At 70.7% G+C, this 16,871-nt stretch carries 18 protein-coding genes; 11 read left to right on the top strand and 7 right to left on the bottom strand.

Translation table 11 applies throughout. From position 1 onward, the window contains the following. The first annotated feature begins 85 nt into the window (after nucleotides 1-85). Nucleotides 86-949, top strand: a complete 864-nt coding sequence (locus ACFXJ8_RS10865; RefSeq protein WP_379643645.1) for an NAD(+)/NADH kinase — start codon at nucleotides 86-88, stop codon at nucleotides 947-949. 13 nt (nucleotides 950-962) lie between these two features. Further along, nucleotides 963-1,397, top strand: a complete 435-nt coding sequence (locus ACFXJ8_RS10860; protein WP_379643644.1) for an RpiB/LacA/LacB family sugar-phosphate isomerase — start codon at nucleotides 963-965, stop codon at nucleotides 1,395-1,397. A 54-nt stretch (nucleotides 1,398-1,451) separates the two neighbouring features. On the opposite strand, the gene ACFXJ8_RS10855 is transcribed toward ACFXJ8_RS10860, so the two are convergent. Then, the gene (locus tag ACFXJ8_RS10855; protein ID WP_379643643.1) at nucleotides 1,452-2,543 is read right to left on the bottom strand and encodes a ring-opening amidohydrolase; all 1,092 of its coding nucleotides are present in this window, start codon (nucleotides 2,541-2,543) and stop codon (nucleotides 1,452-1,454) included. Then, a complete protein-coding gene (locus tag ACFXJ8_RS10850) occupies nucleotides 2,544-3,443 on the bottom strand; it encodes a carbamate kinase (RefSeq protein WP_379643642.1) in 900 nt (299 codons plus the stop codon). 476 nt (nucleotides 3,444-3,919) lie between these two features. Here ACFXJ8_RS10850 and ACFXJ8_RS10845 point away from each other — a divergent pair, with 476 nt between their 5' ends. Continuing rightward, complete coding sequence (locus tag ACFXJ8_RS10845) at nucleotides 3,920-4,567, top strand: alpha/beta fold hydrolase (protein ID WP_379643641.1); 648 nt, start codon at nucleotides 3,920-3,922, stop codon at nucleotides 4,565-4,567. Nucleotides 4,568-4,758: 191 nt separating this feature from the next. Here the strand turns inward: ACFXJ8_RS10845 and ACFXJ8_RS10840 are convergent, their stop codons facing one another. Further along, entirely contained in the window at nucleotides 4,759-5,295 is a 537-nt protein-coding gene (locus ACFXJ8_RS10840; RefSeq protein WP_379643640.1) for a carboxymuconolactone decarboxylase family protein, read from the bottom strand. Between the two features lie 64 nt (nucleotides 5,296-5,359). After that, complete coding sequence (locus ACFXJ8_RS10835; protein WP_379643639.1) at nucleotides 5,360-5,911, bottom strand: peroxiredoxin; 552 nt, start codon at nucleotides 5,909-5,911, stop codon at nucleotides 5,360-5,362. 95 nt (nucleotides 5,912-6,006) lie between these two features. On the opposite strand from ACFXJ8_RS10835, the gene ACFXJ8_RS10830 reads away from it, so the two are divergent. Then, complete coding sequence (locus ACFXJ8_RS10830; RefSeq protein WP_379643638.1) at nucleotides 6,007-6,951, top strand: LysR substrate-binding domain-containing protein; 945 nt, start codon at nucleotides 6,007-6,009, stop codon at nucleotides 6,949-6,951. Nucleotides 6,952-6,966: 15 nt separating this feature from the next. On the opposite strand, the gene ACFXJ8_RS10825 is transcribed toward ACFXJ8_RS10830, so the two are convergent. Together ACFXJ8_RS10825 and ACFXJ8_RS10820 are read right to left on the bottom strand one after the other, a co-directional pair. After that, on the bottom strand, nucleotides 6,967-7,653 hold the full coding sequence (locus ACFXJ8_RS10825) for an aspartate/glutamate racemase family protein (protein ID WP_379643637.1): 687 nt from the start codon (nucleotides 7,651-7,653) through the stop codon (nucleotides 6,967-6,969). 21 nt (nucleotides 7,654-7,674) lie between these two features. Beyond that, nucleotides 7,675-8,838, bottom strand: a complete 1,164-nt coding sequence (locus ACFXJ8_RS10820) for a pyridoxal phosphate-dependent aminotransferase (RefSeq protein WP_379643636.1) — start codon at nucleotides 8,836-8,838, stop codon at nucleotides 7,675-7,677. Nucleotides 8,839-8,936: 98 nt separating this feature from the next. Here ACFXJ8_RS10820 and ACFXJ8_RS10815 point away from each other — a divergent pair, with 98 nt between their 5' ends. Together ACFXJ8_RS10815 and ACFXJ8_RS10810 are read left to right on the top strand one after the other, a co-directional pair. Continuing rightward, entirely contained in the window at nucleotides 8,937-9,782 is an 846-nt protein-coding gene (locus ACFXJ8_RS10815; RefSeq protein ID WP_379643635.1) for a DUF418 domain-containing protein, read from the top strand. Continuing rightward, nucleotides 9,779-10,987 carry a M20 family metallopeptidase gene (locus ACFXJ8_RS10810; RefSeq protein WP_379643634.1) on the top strand — a complete coding sequence of 403 codons (1,209 nt, stop codon included), beginning with the start codon at nucleotides 9,779-9,781 and terminating at the stop codon, nucleotides 10,985-10,987. Before ACFXJ8_RS10815 ends, ACFXJ8_RS10810 begins: the two co-directional genes overlap by 4 nt. Here ACFXJ8_RS10810 and ACFXJ8_RS10805 read toward each other — a convergent pair. After that, nucleotides 10,923-12,857 (bottom strand): hypothetical protein, encoded by a 1,935-nt coding sequence (locus ACFXJ8_RS10805; RefSeq protein WP_379643633.1) that lies wholly within the window; start codon nucleotides 12,855-12,857, stop codon nucleotides 10,923-10,925. The genes ACFXJ8_RS10810 and ACFXJ8_RS10805 overlap by 65 nt on opposite strands. 61 nt (nucleotides 12,858-12,918) lie before the next feature. Between ACFXJ8_RS10805 and ACFXJ8_RS10800 the strand changes: the two genes are divergently transcribed. From ACFXJ8_RS10800 to ACFXJ8_RS10780, 5 genes are all read left to right on the top strand, one after another. Further along, a complete protein-coding gene (locus ACFXJ8_RS10800) occupies nucleotides 12,919-14,550 on the top strand; it encodes a RyR domain-containing protein (protein ID WP_379643632.1) in 1,632 nt (543 codons plus the stop codon). Next, nucleotides 14,547-15,023: a hypothetical protein gene (locus ACFXJ8_RS10795; protein WP_379643631.1), complete on the top strand. Its 477-nt coding sequence runs from the start codon at nucleotides 14,547-14,549 to the stop codon at nucleotides 15,021-15,023. The genes ACFXJ8_RS10800 and ACFXJ8_RS10795 overlap by 4 nt, the downstream gene beginning before the upstream one ends. Nucleotides 15,024-15,033: 10 nt before the next feature. Then, a complete protein-coding gene (locus ACFXJ8_RS10790; protein WP_379643630.1) occupies nucleotides 15,034-15,828 on the top strand; it encodes a carbon-nitrogen hydrolase family protein in 795 nt (264 codons plus the stop codon). Nucleotides 15,829-15,951: 123 nt separating this feature from the next. After that, entirely contained in the window at nucleotides 15,952-16,404 is a 453-nt protein-coding gene (locus ACFXJ8_RS10785; protein WP_379643629.1) for a hypothetical protein, read from the top strand. Continuing rightward, complete coding sequence (locus ACFXJ8_RS10780; protein WP_379643628.1) at nucleotides 16,401-16,796, top strand: hypothetical protein; 396 nt, start codon at nucleotides 16,401-16,403, stop codon at nucleotides 16,794-16,796. The genes ACFXJ8_RS10785 and ACFXJ8_RS10780 overlap by 4 nt, the downstream gene beginning before the upstream one ends. The last annotated feature ends 75 nt before the right edge of the window (nucleotides 16,797-16,871 follow it).

Genomic DNA, 16,871 nt, shown 5'->3' with positions numbered 1-16,871 from the left:
CTCATGGTTAGCAAATTGATACTTATGAACACTCAATCCGAAGCAGTTCCCAACCCCCTGAGCTGAGCCGCGTACAGTGAGGCGCATGGGCATGATCGGGACGGTTGGTCTGGTTCTGCACCCGCGACGCGACTCCGAGACGGCGATCCAGACGATCCTGTCGTGGGCCACCGCCAGAGGTGTGACGGTGCTCGGCCTGCCCGAGGAGGTGGACCGCATCCACTGCAGCGCGATCGCGGTCGAGCCCGACGAGCTGTGCAAGCGCGCCGACCTGCTGGTCAGCCTGGGCGGCGACGGCACGATGCTGCGCACGATGCGGCTGATCGCGGGGCTTCAGACGCCGATCCTCGGCGTCAACCTCGGCAAGCTCGGCTTCCTCGCCGAGATCGACGTGAACGAGCTGCCCGAGACCCTGTCGGCCATCGACGAGCACCGTTACACCGTGGAGCCGCGCATGGCGGTGCGGACGACGTTGAAGGACGGGCACGAGGTCACCGCCTTCAACGACATCGCGCTGGTGCGGATCCCCGGCGACGGGATCGCCGCGGTGGGCGTGGCCGTCGAGGGGCACCCGTTCGTGCGCTACGCGGCCGACGCGGTCATCATGGCCACCTCGACGGGCTCGACCGCCTACAGCTTCTCGGCCGGCGGACCGATCGTCTCACCCCTGGTCGAGGGACTGCTCGTGATCCCCGCGGCGGCGCACTCGGCGTTCAACAGGGCGGTGATGCTGTCGGCCAACGAGAAGGTCACGCTGGAGCTGCTGCCCGCGAGCGGCACGCTGGCCGTGGAGGTCGACGGCAGGGTGATGGGCCACCTGTCCCCCGGCGACCACGTGACCGTGTCCGCCGTGTCGGGCGCGGCCCGGGTGGTACGGCTCGGCACGACGACCTTCTACGAGCGCGCCCGCCGTAAGCTCAGGGTGAACGGCAGCGCCGAAGTGGACTGAAGTGGATTGAGTCATGCGGATCGCGGTGGCGGCCGACAGCCTCGACGGGGTGGCCGCGACGCTCGTGGCGCGGTTGCGCGAACGCGGACACGAGGTGATCGCGCACGGCGCGCTCGACGAGACCGAGCGCGACGACTGGGCCTGGGCCAGCGAGGCGGCGTCACGCGATGTGGCGGAGGGCAGAGCCGAGCAGGCCGTCGTGTGCTGCTGGACGGGCACCGGGGCCTCGATCGCGGCCAACAAGGTGCCCGGTGTCAGGGCGGCGCTGTGCGCCGACGCCTACACCGCCGACGGCGCGCGCAGGTGGAACGACGCGAACGTGCTCGCCCTGAGCCTGCGCGTGGTCTCCGAGCCGTTGCTGGCCGAGATCCTCGACGCGTGGTTCGCGGGCGCGCCCAGCGTCGATCCGGCCGACGTGGCCAACATCGACCACCTCGAAGGCCGCTGACGAACGGCCCGGCCGCCGGGGTTTCCGGGAGCCGGGCCGCTGGGCCGTACGGGATCAGGACAGGTCGGCGATCGCGGCGACCGGGCCGCCGCCCGACGGGCCCTGGTGGACCGCGGCGACGGACACGAACACGGCGGGATCGCCGGTGACCGAGGCGGCGACGCCGCCGACCGTGGCCTTGATCTGCCGGTGCCAGTGCACGTCGGAGTCGTCGAGCATGATGTTGCGCCGTCCGCGCACCCGTCCCGAGGGGTCGGCCTCGCACTTCATGAAGACGTTGACGAGACGCTCGCCCAGGTCGGAGGGGTGCGGACGCTCCGGCAGCGCGATGCCGGAGTCGCGGATGGCCTCCCAGATGCCGTCGGCGTCGAGGGCGTCCTTCATGACGCTGTGTCCGATGCGGTAGCGCCCGCCGATGCCGCGCACGTTGCCGACGACGACGATCTGCGCCCTGTCCAGCTCGACGCCGCTGGAGCAGGAGGCGACGCTGCTGTAGAGGGACAGGTCGCGGTGGATCTGGTCGGCGGACGGCATCTCGATCTCGCCGAGCGCGACGGCGATGCCGAGCGCGGTGGTGGAGTTCGACAGGTCCATGGAGGGGCCCGTCTCCTCGATGGCGGTGTCCTTGCCGCGGTTCTTGGCGTCGGTGATGGTGGCCAGCGTGAGCAGCGGGGTCTTGGTCTGGACGTAGTGGACGTCACGCGGGTCGTCGATCCCGGCGACCTTCATCGCCTCCCGCACTCCTGCAGCGACCTTCTCGACCATGGCGGGCCTGCCGATGTCCTCGGGCAGGATGACGTCGCTCATCGCCACGCCGACCGACACCCTCGGCTCGTCGGTGGCGGGGGCGTTCGCGGTGGTGGCGAAGATCGTGGCGTGCGGGCTGAGCACGCCGTCGGTGCCGCCCGACCACACCAGGGGCACGCTCTCGGGCGCGGGATGTCCCTTCCTGGCCAGCACCCCGCGGAAGGCCGTGTCGGCCAGGATGCGGGTGTAGTCGTTGACGCCGCCGTTGCCCTCGGTCTTGCCGATCACCGCGAGCACCCTGTGCGCCTCGATGACCCCGTCGTCGATGAGCTTCTCCAGCCCTGAGGCGTCGGTCACGCTCTCGATGGCGACCTTGCGCACTTCGATCGGTTCCGGCATCTATCTCTCCACTCTCGTACCGACATCGGCGTTCGCGATGTGCTCCAGCGAGGTGATCACGGCCTGCCTGCCCCCGCCTGCGACGAAGCGCAGGGCCGCTTCCACCTTCGGTCCCATGCTCCCCCCGGCGAAGTGCCCGGCGGCGTGCAGGACACGCAGCTCGTCGGCGGAGATCCGGCCGATCGGCCTCGGGTCGGGCCCGCCGTACCCGACGACGGCGTTCGGCACGTCGGTCGCGATGATCAGAACCTCCGCGTGTACGGCACGCGCGAGCAGCGCCGCCGCCAGGTCCTTGTCGACGACCGCCTCCACGCCGGTCAGCGAGCCGTCTGCCTGCCGTACGACGGGCACTCCCCCGCCGCCCGCGGCCACGACGGTGAACCCCGCGGCGATCAGCGCGGTCGCGGCGTCCGCGTCGAGGATCTCCAGCGGCTCGGGTGAGGCGACCACGCGCCGCCAGCCGCGCTCGAAGCGCCGCCAGCTCTGCCCGAGCTTTTCGAACCTGTGCGCCTCCGCCTCGGTGAAGTAGCGCCCGATCGGCTTGACCGGGTCCTCGAAGGCGGGGTCGCGCGCGTCGACCAGGGTGCGGCTGACGACGGTGGCGGTCCTGCCGCCCAGCGCGTTCATGACGAGCGTGCCGATGGTGGCCTGCGTCTGCGCGCCGCACCAGTCGAGCGGCACCGGCGGCACGACCGAGGCGGCCAGCTGGTTCTTCAGCAGCAGGTTGCCGACCTGCGGGCCGTTGCCATGGGTCAGCACGACCTCGCGGCCCGCCTCGATGAGCGCCCTGACCTGCCGCATCGCCGCCTCGACCGCGGCCTGCTGGTCGCGTGGCGAGGCGCTGCCGTCGGGGGCCGTCATGGCGTTGCCGCCGAGCGCGATGAGTACCCTTTCACCCACGGTCGCGACGCTACCCAGGCCGTGGAGGCCGTTCATTGGCAACCTTTGCCCATGATGGGCCGCTCGGCATGGCGTGGAGCGTGGCTTTTGGGTCGGGCACACCCCTAGGCAAATGCCCCGGTTTGGGGCTTTACTAGGGCTTTGCCCGCTTCCGAGTTTGGGCTCTGTACTGTAAACAGTCTTAAGAGATATTCGTCACGCCGGTTGGGAGCTCTCATGATCGCCTGGGTAGTACTGATCCAAGCAGTGCTCGCCTTGGCGGGATTGTCCGCGATCTGCCTGCTGACGCGGTTCTCTCGCACCCGCCTTGTCGACGGTAAGGGCCAGCGGCCAGCGGTGCCGCCGCAGCGCGTTCACGCCTCGCGGCCCGTCACCTCGAGCGGCGTGACGGCCGGCTCGGGAGGGCCCCGCACGACCCGCACCCTCGCGAGGTCCCCGCACGACGGGCATTCGCGGGCGAGGGTAGCCTCACGGGCGTGATTCGCACCGCACACGTCAACGGCATCGACCTCGTCTACCGCGAGGAGGGTGACCCCGCCTCCCCCACGATGGTCCTGCTGCACGGCCGTACCGCCGACCACAACCACTGGAACCTCTACACCCGCCGCTTCGCCGAGCGCTACCACGTGATCGCGCCCGACCTGCGCGGCCACGGCGCGAGCGAGCACCCGGCCACCTACGAGCTGCCCGACATGGCCGAGGACATCGTGGCGCTGCTCAGGGCGCTCGGCGTCGAGCAGGCGGTGCTGATCGGTCACTCGCTCGGCGGCGTGGTCGCCTACCACCTGGCGATGAACTACCCCGACCTGGTCTCGGTCCTGGTGCTGGAGGATCCGCCGGCGCCGCTGCCGGTCGACCGGCCGCCGCTGGAGGACGACTCGCCCATGATGGTCGAGACCGAGCGGCAGATCGTCTCCCCCGACCCGGCGTGGGCGGAAGGGCTCAAGCGCGTCACCGCGCCCACGCTGGTGCTGGCGGGCGGGCCGTCCAGCCATATCGACGCCACGCCGCTGGCCGGCCTGATCCCCGGCGCGAAGCTCGTCACCATCGACGCGGGGCACCTGATCCACTCCGCGGCGCCCGAGGAGTTCACGGCCGCGGTCGAGGAGTTCCTGGAGTCCTGACGGATCGGCCCGCACCGGTCAGGCGGTTCCCGGCGGGTCGGGGGACGGCCCTCGTCGGCCGAGACGTTCCCAGAAAGGCCGAGGGACGGCCGCACCGGTCGAGGGGCTTCCGGCGAGCCGACCGGCGGTCGTAGGGTGCGACGCCGAAAGGGCGCCCCTCGCCTGAGGGGCGCCCTTTCGGGGAAGGCGGGTCAGACCGTCGCGAGGGCGGCCTCGGCCTCCAGCGTCGCCGCCGTCGCGTTGACGACGGCGGCGATCCGCAGCGCCTCCTGGATCTGCTCGCGCGGCATGCCCGCGCCGCGCAGCACCTGCTCGTGCGACTCCAGGCAGCGCCCGCAGCCGTTGATCGCGGAGACCGCCAGGCACCACAGCTCGAAGTCGACCTTGTCGACGCCCGGGTTGCCGATGACGGTCATGCGCAGCCTGGCCGGCATCGTGCTGTACTGCTCGTCGCCGATCAGGTGGGTGGCGCGGTAGTAGACGTTGTTCATCGCCATGATCGAGGCGGCGGACTTGGCCGCCTTGACGGCCTCGGCCGACAGGTTGCCGGTGGCCTCCTGCGACACCTCGGCGATGACCCGGGCCGACCTGGTGGCCAGCGCGCACGCCAGGACCGTGCCCCACAGCTGCTGGTCGGTCAGCGACGAGGTCGTCGTGACCGAGCCCAGGTTGAGCTTGGTGTCCTTGGCGTAGTCGGGCAGCGCGGCCTTCAAAGTGTCGATGCTCATGCGCCCTCCTTCGTCGGTCGCACGAGCATCAGGATGCAGTGTTCCCTGCGCTCGCTTCGCTCGCTCATGCGCCCAGCAGCGCCTTCGCGTCGAGGCCCTTCTCGCCCTTGTTCCAGTTGCAGGGGCACAGCTCGTCGGACTGCAGGGCGTCGAGGACCCGCAGGACCTCCTTGACGTTGCGGCCGACCGAACCGGCGGTCACCATCGCGAACTGGATCTCGTTGTTCGGGTCGACGATGAAGGTAGCGCGCTGGGCGACGCCGTCCTCGCCGAGGACGCCGAGCTCGGACGACAGCTCGCGCTTGATGTCGCTCAGCATCGGGAACGGCAGGTCGCGCAGGTCCTCGTGGTCCTTGCGCCAGGCGTGGTGGACGAACTCCGAGTCGACGGAGACGCCGAGCACCTGCGCGTCACGGTCGGCGAAGTCCTCGTTGAGGCGGCCGAACTCGGCGATCTCGGTGGGACACACGAAGGTGAAGTCCTTCGGCCAGAAGAACACCACGCGCCACTTGCCCTCGTAGGTCTTGTGGTTGATCTCCGTGAACGCCTTCTCGGGGTCGAGGTCGACGCAGGCGGTGAGCTCGTACTCGGGGAACTTGTCACCAACGGTGAGCACGTGAATGTCTCCTTGTAAGACGTCGTTGTCAGTGCCTCCAGGTTGCCGCACCTAGCATTGATACGAGAAATCGAGCAGTCGGACCAATCTGAGAGGTGATTCCTATCAGTGAGCCCACTCCCACCATCGCTCAGCTGCGGGCATTCCTCGCTGTAGCCGAGCATCTGCACTTCCGGGAGGCCGCCACCGCGCTCAAGATGAGCCAGCCCGCGCTGTCGGGCTCGGTGTCCGCGCTGGAGGAGATCCTCGACACACAGCTGCTCGAACGGACCACCCGCAAGGTGCTGCTGACCCCGGCGGGCGAGCGGGTGGCGGCGCACGCCACGCGGGTGCTGGCCGCGGTCGACGACCTGGTGGGCGAGGTGGCGCGCAACCGCGAGCCGTTCAGCGGGCCGGCGCACCTGGGCGTGATCCCGACGGTCGCGCCGTACGTGCTGCCGGCGCTGCTGCCGATGTTCGCCAGGCGCTTCCCGCACCTGAAGCTGACCGTCCACGAGGCCAAGACCGAGACGATCCTCGAGGAGGTGCGGGAGGGCAGGCTCGACCTGGTACTGCTGGCGCTGCCGACCGAGACGAGCGGGCTGGTGGAGGAGCCGCTCTACGACGAGGACTTCCTGCTGGCCGTACCAGAGGGGCATCCGCTGGCGGGCGAGGAGGCGCCACTGCGCAGGTCGGCACTGAAGGGGCTCGACATCGTGCTGCTCAACCAGGGCCACTGCCTGCGCGAGCAGGCGATCGACGTGTGCAGGGAGGTGGGCGCGCGCGCCACCGCGACCACCTACGCCACCAGCCTGCCGACGCTCGTGCAACTGGTCGCGGGCGGGCTCGGGGTGACGCTGCTGCCGGAGTCGGCGGTGCCGGTGGAGACGGGCAAGCGGGTACGGCTGGCACTGCGCAGGTTCGCCGCTCCCGCGCCCGGCAGGACCATCGGCATGGCCTACCGGGCGAGCTCGGCCCGGTCCGCGGAGTACGCGCAGCTGGCCAAGGCGGTGCGCGGCGCGATCAGGCAGCGGAAGCTGCCGGTGAAGGTGATCTCCTGACCCGTGGCGCGGCTTTCAGTCGTCGAACGGCCATCCGGTGACGGGCGGGCGTGTGGCGCGCGCGTGGGTGAGGCCGAGCGCGCCCAGCGACTCGGCCAGCTTGATCGCGGCGCTCACGCCGTCCACGACGATCTTGCCGGTGGCCGCGGCCACCAACGCGGCCAGCCCCGCCATGCCGCCGCAGCCCAGCACGACGACCTCGGTCCCGGCCCTGCGCACGGTGTCGACGACCGCCTTCGTCGCCGCCTGCCGATGGTCGACCAGGTCGGGCACGCTCTGGCCCGATGCCAGGACGCCGGCGCAGGCCGCGTCGAGCCGCAGCGCGCGCAGCCGGTCCTCGACGATCGGCACCGCGGCGGCGGTGGAGGTGACGATCGTGTAGCGGGCGCCGAGCGTGCGGGCCAGCAGCGGCCCGCACTCGGTGATGTCGAGGACGGGAGCGGCGGTGAGCTCCTGCGCCGCCTCCTTGCCCGGCTCGCCGAACCCCGCCATCACCACCGCGTCGGCCGGGGTCTCCGCGATCAGTTCGAGGACGCCGACCGCGCTGAACAGCACCTCGCACTGCCCGGTCAGCTCGACGGGCCCGCGCCGCGGCGCGAGCGTGGTGACGTTCGTGCCGGGTGCGGCGGCGGCGCGCGCCGCCGTGTGGATCAGCCGGGTGCAGCCGTCGACGCGGTTGGGGTTGACCACGAGGATCTCCATGCGCGTAACGGTATACCACTATCACCCGAGGCGTTTGAGCCTGGTCACCGCCTCGTCGATGACCTCGTCCTTCTTACAGAAGGCGAACCTGACGAAGTGGCTGCCCCGCTCGGGGTGGTCGTAGAAGACCTGGGTCGGGATCGCCACCACCCCGGCCAGCTCGGGCAGCCGCCTGGTCAGCTCCAGGCCGTCGGTGAAGCCCAGCGGCCTGATGTCGGTCTGCACGAAGTAGGTGCCGGCGGGCTTCAGCACGTCGAACCCCGCCGCAGCCAGCCCGCTCATCAGCCGGTCGCGCTTGCCTTCGAGACCCGCTCGCAGGTCGGCGACCCAGGCCAGCTCCTCACGCAGGCCGTACGCCACGGCGAGCTGCCAGGGCCCGTTGGCGGTGAAGGTCAGGAACTGCTTGACCGTCTGGACGGCCCGCACCAGCTCCGGCGGCGCGCACACCCAGCCGGTCTTCCAGCCCGTCACCGAGAACGTCTTGCCCGCCGAGGCGATCATCACCGTGCGCTCGCGCATGCCGGGCAGCGTGGCCAGGGGGATGTGCTCGACGCCGTCGAAGGTCAGATGCTCGTACACCTCGTCGGTGATCGCCACCAGGTCGCGCTCCTGGCACAGCCCGGCGATGAACGCCAGCTCCTCGGCGGTGAACACGGTGCCCGTCGGGTTGTGCGGCGAGTTGACCAGGATCGCCCTGGTGCGCGGCGTGACGGCGGCGCGCAGCTCGTCGGGGTCGAAGGTGAAGCGCCCCTCCACCGGCCGCAGGGTGACCGCGACCAGGCTGGCCCCCGCCAGCGCGATCGAGGCGGCGTAGGAGTCGTAGTAGGGCTCGAAGGCGATCACCTCGTCGCCCGCCTCGCACAGCGCCAGCACCGAGGCCGCGATCGCCTCGGTGGCCCCGACGGTGACCAGCACCTCGCCGTCGGGATCGTAGGTGAGGCCGTAGTGGCGCAGCCGGTGCTCGGCCACGGCCTGCCGCAGCTCGGGCACGCCGGGTCCCGGTGGGTACTGGTTGGCGCCCGACCTGATGGCCTGCACCGCGCGGTCGAGCATCGCGGGCGGGCCGTCGGTGTCGGGGAACCCCTGCCCCAGGTTGATCGACCCGGTCCGTACGGCCAGCGCGCTCATCTCGGCGAAGATCGTCGTGCCGAACTGTCGCATTCGGGAAACAAGGGGATCGCTCACGAGGCCAGACTATTAGTCTCGAGACCTGATCACCCGGCTGACATCCTGGCCACCGTGATCGCGGCCGGTTTCCTCGTATGGTGGTGGTCCTGGTTCCTGTGACGCGCATCAGAGAGCTCGACGCGCTCCGCGGTTTCGCGGTGTGCGGGATCATGCTGGTCAACACCTGGCAGCACACCGAGGGCCCGAAGAACGAGTGGTGGGTCGAGACGTTCCTCCAGGGCCGCTTCTACCCGATCTTCTCGCTGCTGTTCGGCATCAGCTTCGCGCTGGTGCTGGAGAGCGCCTCCCGGTGGGTGCTGCTGCGCAGGCTGCTGTGGCTGCTGGTGTTCGGGCTGATCCAGCGCACCTGGTACCCAGGTGAGGTGCTGACCTACTACGCGGTGTTCGGGATCGGCGTGCTGCTGCCCGTCTCGTTCCTGTCGGGCGGCTGGCCGATCCTGGTGCTCGGGGTGGCGGCGCTCGCGTGGGGCGTCTGGGTGGGCGGCGGCATCCTGATCATCCCGGGCCTCTTCCTGATCGGCATGGCTCTGATGGAGCTGCGGCCAGGACGCCGGTGGCTGCTGCCGGGGCTGGTGGTGTCGGCGGCCGTCTCGGCGGTGCTGACCTGGATCTATCCGATGACGGGCCAGTGGTGGATCTACGTGACGGCGGGCCTCGCGGGCGCCGCCGCCTACTCCCTGCTGGTGCTGTGGGCGCGGCCCCGGTGGCTGGAGCCGATGGGGAAGATGGCGCTGACGAACTACGTCTCCGGCACCGTGGTCATCGCGCTGACCGCCCCGATGCGCTGGCCGGTGCTGGCGGTGGCAGGGGCGACGCTGGTCGCGCAGCTACTGTTCAGCTGGTGGTGGCTGTCCAGGTTCAGGTACGGCCCGCTCGAATGGGTGTGGCGGATGCTCACCTGGTGGAAACGCGTGGAGAACCGGCCCATACTCCGTTCGTGACGTTAAGCGCCCTGCTTCGCCTGCTGGACGACGAGCTGCCCGACGCGATCCGCCTGCGTCACCGGCTGCATGCCGTACCCGAACCGGGGGGCGCCGAGGCGGAGACCTGCGCCGTCATCGCCGAGCACCTGCCGCTTCCGCACAGGGTCGTGGCGGGCACCGGGATGCTCGTCAGGGTCGGGCGGGACGGCGAGCCGGCGATCGGCGTCAGGGCCGAGCTGGACGGGCTGCCGCTGACCGAGCGGACCGGGGCGGCGTTCGCCTCGGCCAACGGGCACATGCACGCCTGCGGCCACGACGTCCATCTGGCCGCGCTGGTGGCGCTGGTGCGGGCGGCGCGCAGGACGGAGCTGCCCGCGCCGCTGGTGGCGATCTTCCAGCCGTGCGAGGAGCGGCATCCCTCGGGCGCCGTGGCGCTGCTGCGCGACGGCGAGCTGGAGGCGGAGGCGGTGGAGTCGGTGGTGGCCGTGCACGTCCACCCGGATCTGCCGTGGGGGACGATCGGCGCCGATCCCGGCACGGTCAACGCGGCCGCCGACGCGATCAGGATCGACGTCGAGGGGCGCGGCGGGCACGCCGCCTACCCGCACCGCACGAGGGACCCGGTGCTGGCGCTCTCCCAGCTGGTGGTGGCGTTGCACGGGCTGGTGGGGCGGCGGATCGACCCGGTTCACGGGGCGACGCTCACGGTCGGGGCCGTCCACGCGGGAACGGCCGAGAACGTGATCCCCGGCGCGGGGCACGCGCTGGTCACCGTCCGCGCGCTGGACCCGGCCGACCAGCACGAGCTGCGGCTGGCAGTACGGGAGTGCGCCGAGCACGTGGCCGCCGCCCACGGGTGCACGGCGCGGCTGACCTTCACCAAGAGCGAGCCGCCGCTGGTCAACGACCCGGCGCTGGCCGAGGCCGCCAGGCGCAGGGCGGCGGCGGCCGGGTTCGCCCTCGCGCCCGCCTGGCACTCCTGCGGCGGCGACGACTTCGCCCACTACGGCACCGCGCGGCCCACGCTGATGGCCTTCGTCGGGCTCGGCGGCGCGCCCGGCTTCACCCACGCCGGGCTGCACGATCCGCGGTTCCTGCCGCCCGACGAGGCCGTGGCCGCGTGCGCGCGGGCGCAGGCGCTGGCCTACGTCGCGGCGCTCAGCGCGCGGAGCGGAACACCAGCAGGCGGAACATCTGCGTGGAGCCGACCAGCTTCTCCTTGACCAGGCGCAGGCCGTGGCGCTCGGCTCCGGCGGTCACGCGGGCGACGGAGACGGCGTTGACCATGTCCTGGTTGCCCGCCAGGTAGGCGTCCGCGTACTCCTCCGACAGGCCGTTGTCGATCATCCAGCCGCGCCAGGCGGCCACCGCCCCCAGCCGGTCTCTCTCCTCCTCGGGGGCGAAGCAGTCGGAGAAGACGAGGCTGCCGCCGGGTTCGAGGCGCTTGGCGCACTCGGCGAAGAAGGCGTCGACCGACTGTTCGGTGGGGTTCTGGCCGAGCAGGAAGTGGGTGACCAGCGAGCCGAAGATGACGTTGTAGGTGATGTTGTCCTCGACGTCGTCCCACGCGGTCTTGTTCAGCAGGCGGACCCAGCGGTTGAGGTCGGCGCCGATCTTGCCGTGGGCGAGCTTGCGCATCTGCACCGCGCGGTCCATGGCGCGGTAGCTGTCGACCGGGTAGAGCTGGCCGAGCTGCTCGAACGGCTCGCACAGGGTGCGGATCCACGGCACGATCGCGGCGGTGAGGCTGCCGGTGCCGTAGCCGATCTCCAGGACGGAGACCGACATGTCGATCTCCTGGAAGATGCGCAGGATCTCGCTGGCGACGGTGGCCGAGCAGTCCTGGATCAGATCGTCGTACATCGGGATCCAGGTGCGGATGTGCTGGTCGTAGCGGTCAAAGTAGGCCGGTGAGCGGTGCTCGGTGCGCAAGGTCCAGTGCTCGTCCCACCTGCCGATCTCCAGCTTGCCCAGCCATTCGCGCTTGAGCGTGTGGAAGTCGTGGTTGGGGTCGAAGCGCACCGCCCGCGCCTTGACCGCCTCGTAGTAGCGGCTGGCCAGGTTGAAGCGGTGGCGGTCGCGCTCGATGTGGAGCATGCGGCGCTCGCCGAAGTCGCTTTCGAGCCTGCGCCGGTAGCCGCCGATGCAGTCGGGGTGCAGCAGCAGCAGGTGGGCGCCGACGGCGGTGTCGCCGAACGGGTGGCGCACGCCGAGCCCGACGTCGTCGACGGCGGCCACGTAGACCTCGTAGCCGCTGCCCGACAGGCTGCCGAGGTGGTCGCGCCACATGGACATGTGGCGCGACAGCTGCGCCTCCCCCTGGAAGAACAGTCGCCAGTCGATGAGGAAGATCCGCTCGGTGACCTGGGAGCTCATCAGCTCGGGGTGCTCCAGGTCGCTCTGCCAGAACGTCTCGGTGTTGTCGGTCAGGTCGGCGATGGCCCTGATCGGGCCGTCGTTCCAGTCGCGCAGTTCGGCGAAGCAGTGGGAGTAGTAGTCGGCGTCGGTGACGAGGTTGGACGGGCCGGAGTTGCGCACCTCGGAGGCCAGCGCCTCCAGCCAGCCGCTGCGCAGGTGGAGCTGCGGGTGGTCGGCGTCGTGGTTGCTGAGGACGGCCTGCAGGCCGCCGTGCAGCTGGGTCAGCTTGCGGCGCAGGGCGCGGTGTCCCGGGCTGAGCGACTCGGTCTCCAGCCGGTCGAGCAGCCTGCCGAAATCGGTCTCGAATTTGCCGAATCCGGCGTCGCTGCTCGCGCTCGGATAGTTGAGGTAACGGGGGGCGCCGAAGTCTTCGGGCAGCTCGTGGGTGCCCTCCTGCTTGATGACGACGACGGGCAAATCCAGCGCTCGCGCAAATCCGACTTCAAATGCCAGATTGGGGCGAACCGTACTTCCTTCCAGGATGAGAATGTCCGACCTGCGGATCTGCTCCTGGATCTCGATGCCGATGTTGCGACTGTGCGGCTGCTCGCTCCAGTCGTAGACGTCGTAGTGGCGCTCGGCCAGCTGCGCCTTCACCGACTGGACCGCCCTGATGACCGACTCGGAGCCTTCAGCCTCGGTGGACCAGGCGAGAAACGCATTGACGGGGTCCATGCAGACATGAATACACGACAGGCGACTGGACTTTCAAAGATGGCGAAAATATCGTGGCGGAATGGCATTACGGCTGTCCTTTGCCGTACTCGTGGTGACGTCTTTCGTGCTCGGCCTGGTGGGTTTCGGCGCCTATCTCCCGCAGGCCTCCGCCTTCGATCTGGTCTACTACTCGCTGCAACTGTTCGTCCTGGATCCCGCGCCTTTCGACGTCGACCACGCGCCGCTGGGATGGACGCTGGAGGTGGCCCGCTTCACCGCCCCCGCCGCGACGATCTACGCACTGGTCGCCGGTCTGCTGCTGCTGTTCTCCACCGAGATCCGCCGGCTGCGCGCCCGCCGTTCGCGCGGCCACGCGGTCGTCTGCGGCACCGGCCCGATCGCGGCCGTGCTGACCAACCGCCTGCGTACGGCCGGCCGCGGCGTGGTGCAGATCGCCCCCACCCCCAACGCCGACCGCGGCGTCCTGCACGTCGAGGGCGACCCGCGCGACCCGTCCGTGCTGCGCGCCGCGGGCGTCGAGCGCGCCGCCGTCCTGTACGCGTGCGAGAGCGACAGCGCCACCAACACCGCGATCGCGCTGGCCGCGCACGCCCTGCCGCGGCCCAGGACCCGCCCGCTGGCCGCCTACGGGCTCATCGCCGACCCCGACATGTGCGCCGCGCTGCGGGCCAGGCGGCTGGGCCTGACCAGGCCGACGGGGCTGCACCTGGACTTCTTCAACCCCGACACGCTCGCGGCCCGCGTGCTGCTGCACAACGACCCACCCACCACGGCCGACCCCGTCATGGTCATCGGCCTCGGCACCTTCGGCCGTACCCTGCTGCTGGAGCTGGCCAGGCACTGGCGCCTGCACGCGCCGGAGCTCGGGCCGCTGCCCATCACCGTCGTCGACGCGGCCGCGACGAGCACGGTGACGGCCCTGTGCGCCAGGCACGACCAGTTGCTGACGGCCTGCGACCTCGAGGCGATCGACCTGGAGCCCGAGCAGGTGAGCCTGCCCGAGGTGCTGCCGCAGCCCTCGCGCCGCGTCTACGTCTGCTACCCCGACCAGGACCTCGCGCTGAAGGTGGCGCTCACCTCGCCGCGCCTGTGGGGCGGCGGGCCAGGCTCGCTGGTCGTCCGCGTCGACCACGCAGCCGCCTTCGACTCCAGCCTGCTGGAAGGGCTGGACGGCGCGCTCAGGGTCTTCCCCGTCACCGACGCGGCCGGCGATCCCGCGCTGATCGCCGAGGACCTGGTGGAGACGCTCGCGAAGGCTGCGCACAACCACTACCTGGCCGACCAGCGGGCCAGGGGCGGGCGGACGGCGGTCAACCCCTCGCTGGTGCCGTGGGAGGAGCTGGCGGAGGACAAGCGGGAGTCCAACCGGCTGCTGGCCGAGGACGTCGGCAGGAAGCTGAAGGAGGTCGGCTGCGCGCTCGGCCCGCGCGTCGACCCCGATCTCGGCTTCGCCTTCACCAAGGAGGAGATCGAGCTCCTGGCCGAGATGGAGCACGTGCGCTGGGTACGGATGATGATGACCCGCGGGTGGTCTCACGGACCGCTGAGGGATGATGAGAAAAAGACGCATCCCGACATAGGAGACTGGTCCACTTTGTCAGCGGCCGCGCAGGAGAAGGACCGCGACACGGTCAGGAACCTGCCCCGCATCCTGGCACTGGCCGGTTTCCAGGTGGTGAGGACCCGATGACGAGGTTGGCCGTGACAGGTCACCGCGAGCTCACGCCGCGCACCGTCGAGCTGGTCGGCCAGGCCCTGCGCGAGGAGCTGACGGCCGCGGGCCCCGACCTGGTCGGCGTGTCCTGCCTGGCCGAGGGCAGCGACCAGATCTTCGCCGCCGAGACGATCGCCGCCGGCGGCGAACTGCACGCCGTCCTGCCCGCCCACCACTACAGGGAAAGCCTGCCCGCCGACGCCCGCCACACCTACGACATGCTGCTCGGCAAGGCCGCCCAGGTCGTCGAGCTGCCCTTCGACCAGGCGGGGGTGCCCGCCTACCTCGCGGCGGCCGAGGCGATGCTCGCCGAGGCCGACGAGCTGGTCGCGGTGTGGGACGGCGCGACCGGACGCGGACGCGGCGGCACCGCCGAGGTGGTGGCCATGGCCGAGCGGGCCGGGATGCCCGTGCGGGTGATCTGGCCGCCGGGTTCCAGCCGGGCATAGGCTCGACCGCGTGACCAGAATCGCGCTGTGCCAGCTGCCCGTCTCCCCCGACCCCGCCGTCAACCTGGCGCGGGCCGAAGAGGCGATCGCCAAGGCCGAGGGCGCCGACCTCGCGATCTTCCCCGAGGCCACCCTCACCCGGTACGGCAAGCGGATCACCGACCTGGCCGAGCCGCTGGACGGCCCCTTCGTCACAGGCTTGGCCGAGGCGGCCCGCCGGCACGGCGTGGCCGTGATCGCCGGCGTCTTCGAGCCGGGCGAAGGCCGCGTCCACAACACCGCCGTCGCCCTCGACTCCTCGGGCGCTATCCAGGCCGCCTACCGGAAGATCCATCTGTTCGACTCCTTCGGCGCGCGCGAGTCGGAGCTGGTCGCGCCGGGCTCCGAGCCGACCGTGGTCGAGCTCGCCGGGCTCCGCGTCGGCCTCATCACCTGCTACGACCTGCGCTTCCCCGAGCTGGCCAGAGCGCTGGTCGACCGGGGCGCCGAGCTGTTCGCCGTCATCGCCGCCTGGAGCTCAGGGCCGCTGAAGGAGGACCACTGGATCACGCTCGTGCGGGCCAGGGCGCTGGAGAACACGATGTGGACGGCCGCCGTCGGCCAGGCGGCCAACCCCGCCGAGTCGAGCGACGGATTCGGTGTCGGGCGCAGCATGCTGGTCGACCCGCTGGGCGTGGTCCGCGCCGATCTGGGTAGCGCACCCGCGGTGCAGGTGGTCGACCTCGACCCCGAGCTGACCGTCTCCGCCCGCGCCACGCTGCCGTGCCTGGAGCACAGGGTGCTGGGTGTGGCGAGACTGACCTGACCGTAGCCGGAGCGCAGGAGCTCGGCCGGAGAGAGCGAGGGACGAGCCAACGAAGGCCGAAGCGGGCGCGACCATAAGCCCGCGTTGCTCATCGGAGTGCTGAAGAGATCGTAAAGTGGTGTCGTGAACGAGCGTAGGACGCAGATGCAGAAGGTGGTGCCGCCTCGGCTGCTCGTGCCCTACCTCTCGGGAAAGCGCACGGTCATCTCCGGCTACGTCTACCGGGTGCAGGACTGCGTGCGGCTGACCACGCCGCGCGCCTTATTTCTGGGGCTCGACCTGGCCTTCGAGGGATCGGAGCTGAACGCGCGGGTGCCCGAGCTGTACGTGATGCGCTGGTACGCGCGCGACGTCGACACCTACGCGGTGCCGTACGGGCCGCACATGGGCGGCGACTGGAGCGACGCGCCGCCGTTCGCCGGCAACGGGTTCACCACCTCGCGCGAGCACGTGGTCCCGCAGTTCCACACCACCCCGATGCCCATCCCGGCGGGGGCGGAGATCGTGCATGTCAGCGACAGGGGCGAGCGGCCCTTCGCCGGCTACGACGGGCTCACCTGGCGGCCGGCGGCATGAGCGACGCGATCGTTCCCGTGGCGTCGGGGTTCGTCGCCCGGCACAGGGGCCGCACCCATCCGGCGGCGATCGGGCCCGACAGCGACGAGGTCGTGCTGTTCAGCGAGGAGGAGCTGGAGGGCTTCGAGGCGGCCTCGGGCTACTGGCGTAAAACGGTGGACCGCTCCGAGCTGGAGTGGCTGGTGCTCGTGCGCACGGTCGGCGCGTTCGGCGGCGAGCCCTGCGTCGTCCTCGACGAGGACGACGACGGCCTCCACATCGCCTACACGGGCCACAGCGGCATGAAGGCCGAGGCGCTCGGCTACTGGATGGTCGACCATGGGGCCTATGAGGTGGTCGTGCCGCGCGAGGAGGTCTTCTCGATCCGCGTGGAACGCCTGCCGGTCGAGTAACGACGAATTCTCCGGCGCCTCCGGTCAACCTGGCGCGTCCACGGGTGTCTCTGATACGTGATGGAAACACCCACC

This window comes from Nonomuraea sp. NPDC059194, assembly GCF_042754765.1.
In the GTDB taxonomy this organism is placed as follows: domain Bacteria; phylum Actinomycetota; class Actinomycetes; order Streptosporangiales; family Streptosporangiaceae; genus Nonomuraea.
This window is presented reverse-complemented; position numbering and strand designations above follow the sequence as displayed.

What these genes read in the sequence shown, in the direction of transcription:
- ACFXJ8_RS10865 (WP_379643645.1), top strand. Translation starts at nt 86, where the DNA reads ATGGGCATGATCGGGACGGTTGGTCTGGTTCTGCACCCGCGACGCGAC.
- ACFXJ8_RS10860 (WP_379643644.1), top strand. Translation starts at nt 963, where the DNA reads ATGCGGATCGCGGTGGCGGCCGACAGCCTCGACGGGGTGGCCGCGACG.
- ACFXJ8_RS10855 (WP_379643643.1), bottom strand. Translation starts at nt 2,543, where the DNA reads ATGCCGGAACCGATCGAAGTGCGCAAGGTCGCCATCGAGAGCGTGACC.
- ACFXJ8_RS10840 (WP_379643640.1), bottom strand. Translation starts at nt 5,295, where the DNA reads ATGAGCATCGACACTTTGAAGGCCGCGCTGCCCGACTACGCCAAGGAC.
- ACFXJ8_RS10825 (WP_379643637.1), bottom strand. Translation starts at nt 7,653, where the DNA reads ATGGAGATCCTCGTGGTCAACCCCAACCGCGTCGACGGCTGCACCCGG.
- ACFXJ8_RS10805 (WP_379643633.1), bottom strand. Translation starts at nt 12,857, where the DNA reads ATGGACCCCGTCAATGCGTTTCTCGCCTGGTCCACCGAGGCTGAAGGC.
- ACFXJ8_RS10800 (WP_379643632.1), top strand. Translation starts at nt 12,919, where the DNA reads ATGGCATTACGGCTGTCCTTTGCCGTACTCGTGGTGACGTCTTTCGTG.
- ACFXJ8_RS10795 (WP_379643631.1), top strand. Translation starts at nt 14,547, where the DNA reads ATGACGAGGTTGGCCGTGACAGGTCACCGCGAGCTCACGCCGCGCACC.
- ACFXJ8_RS10780 (WP_379643628.1), top strand. Translation starts at nt 16,401, where the DNA reads ATGAGCGACGCGATCGTTCCCGTGGCGTCGGGGTTCGTCGCCCGGCAC.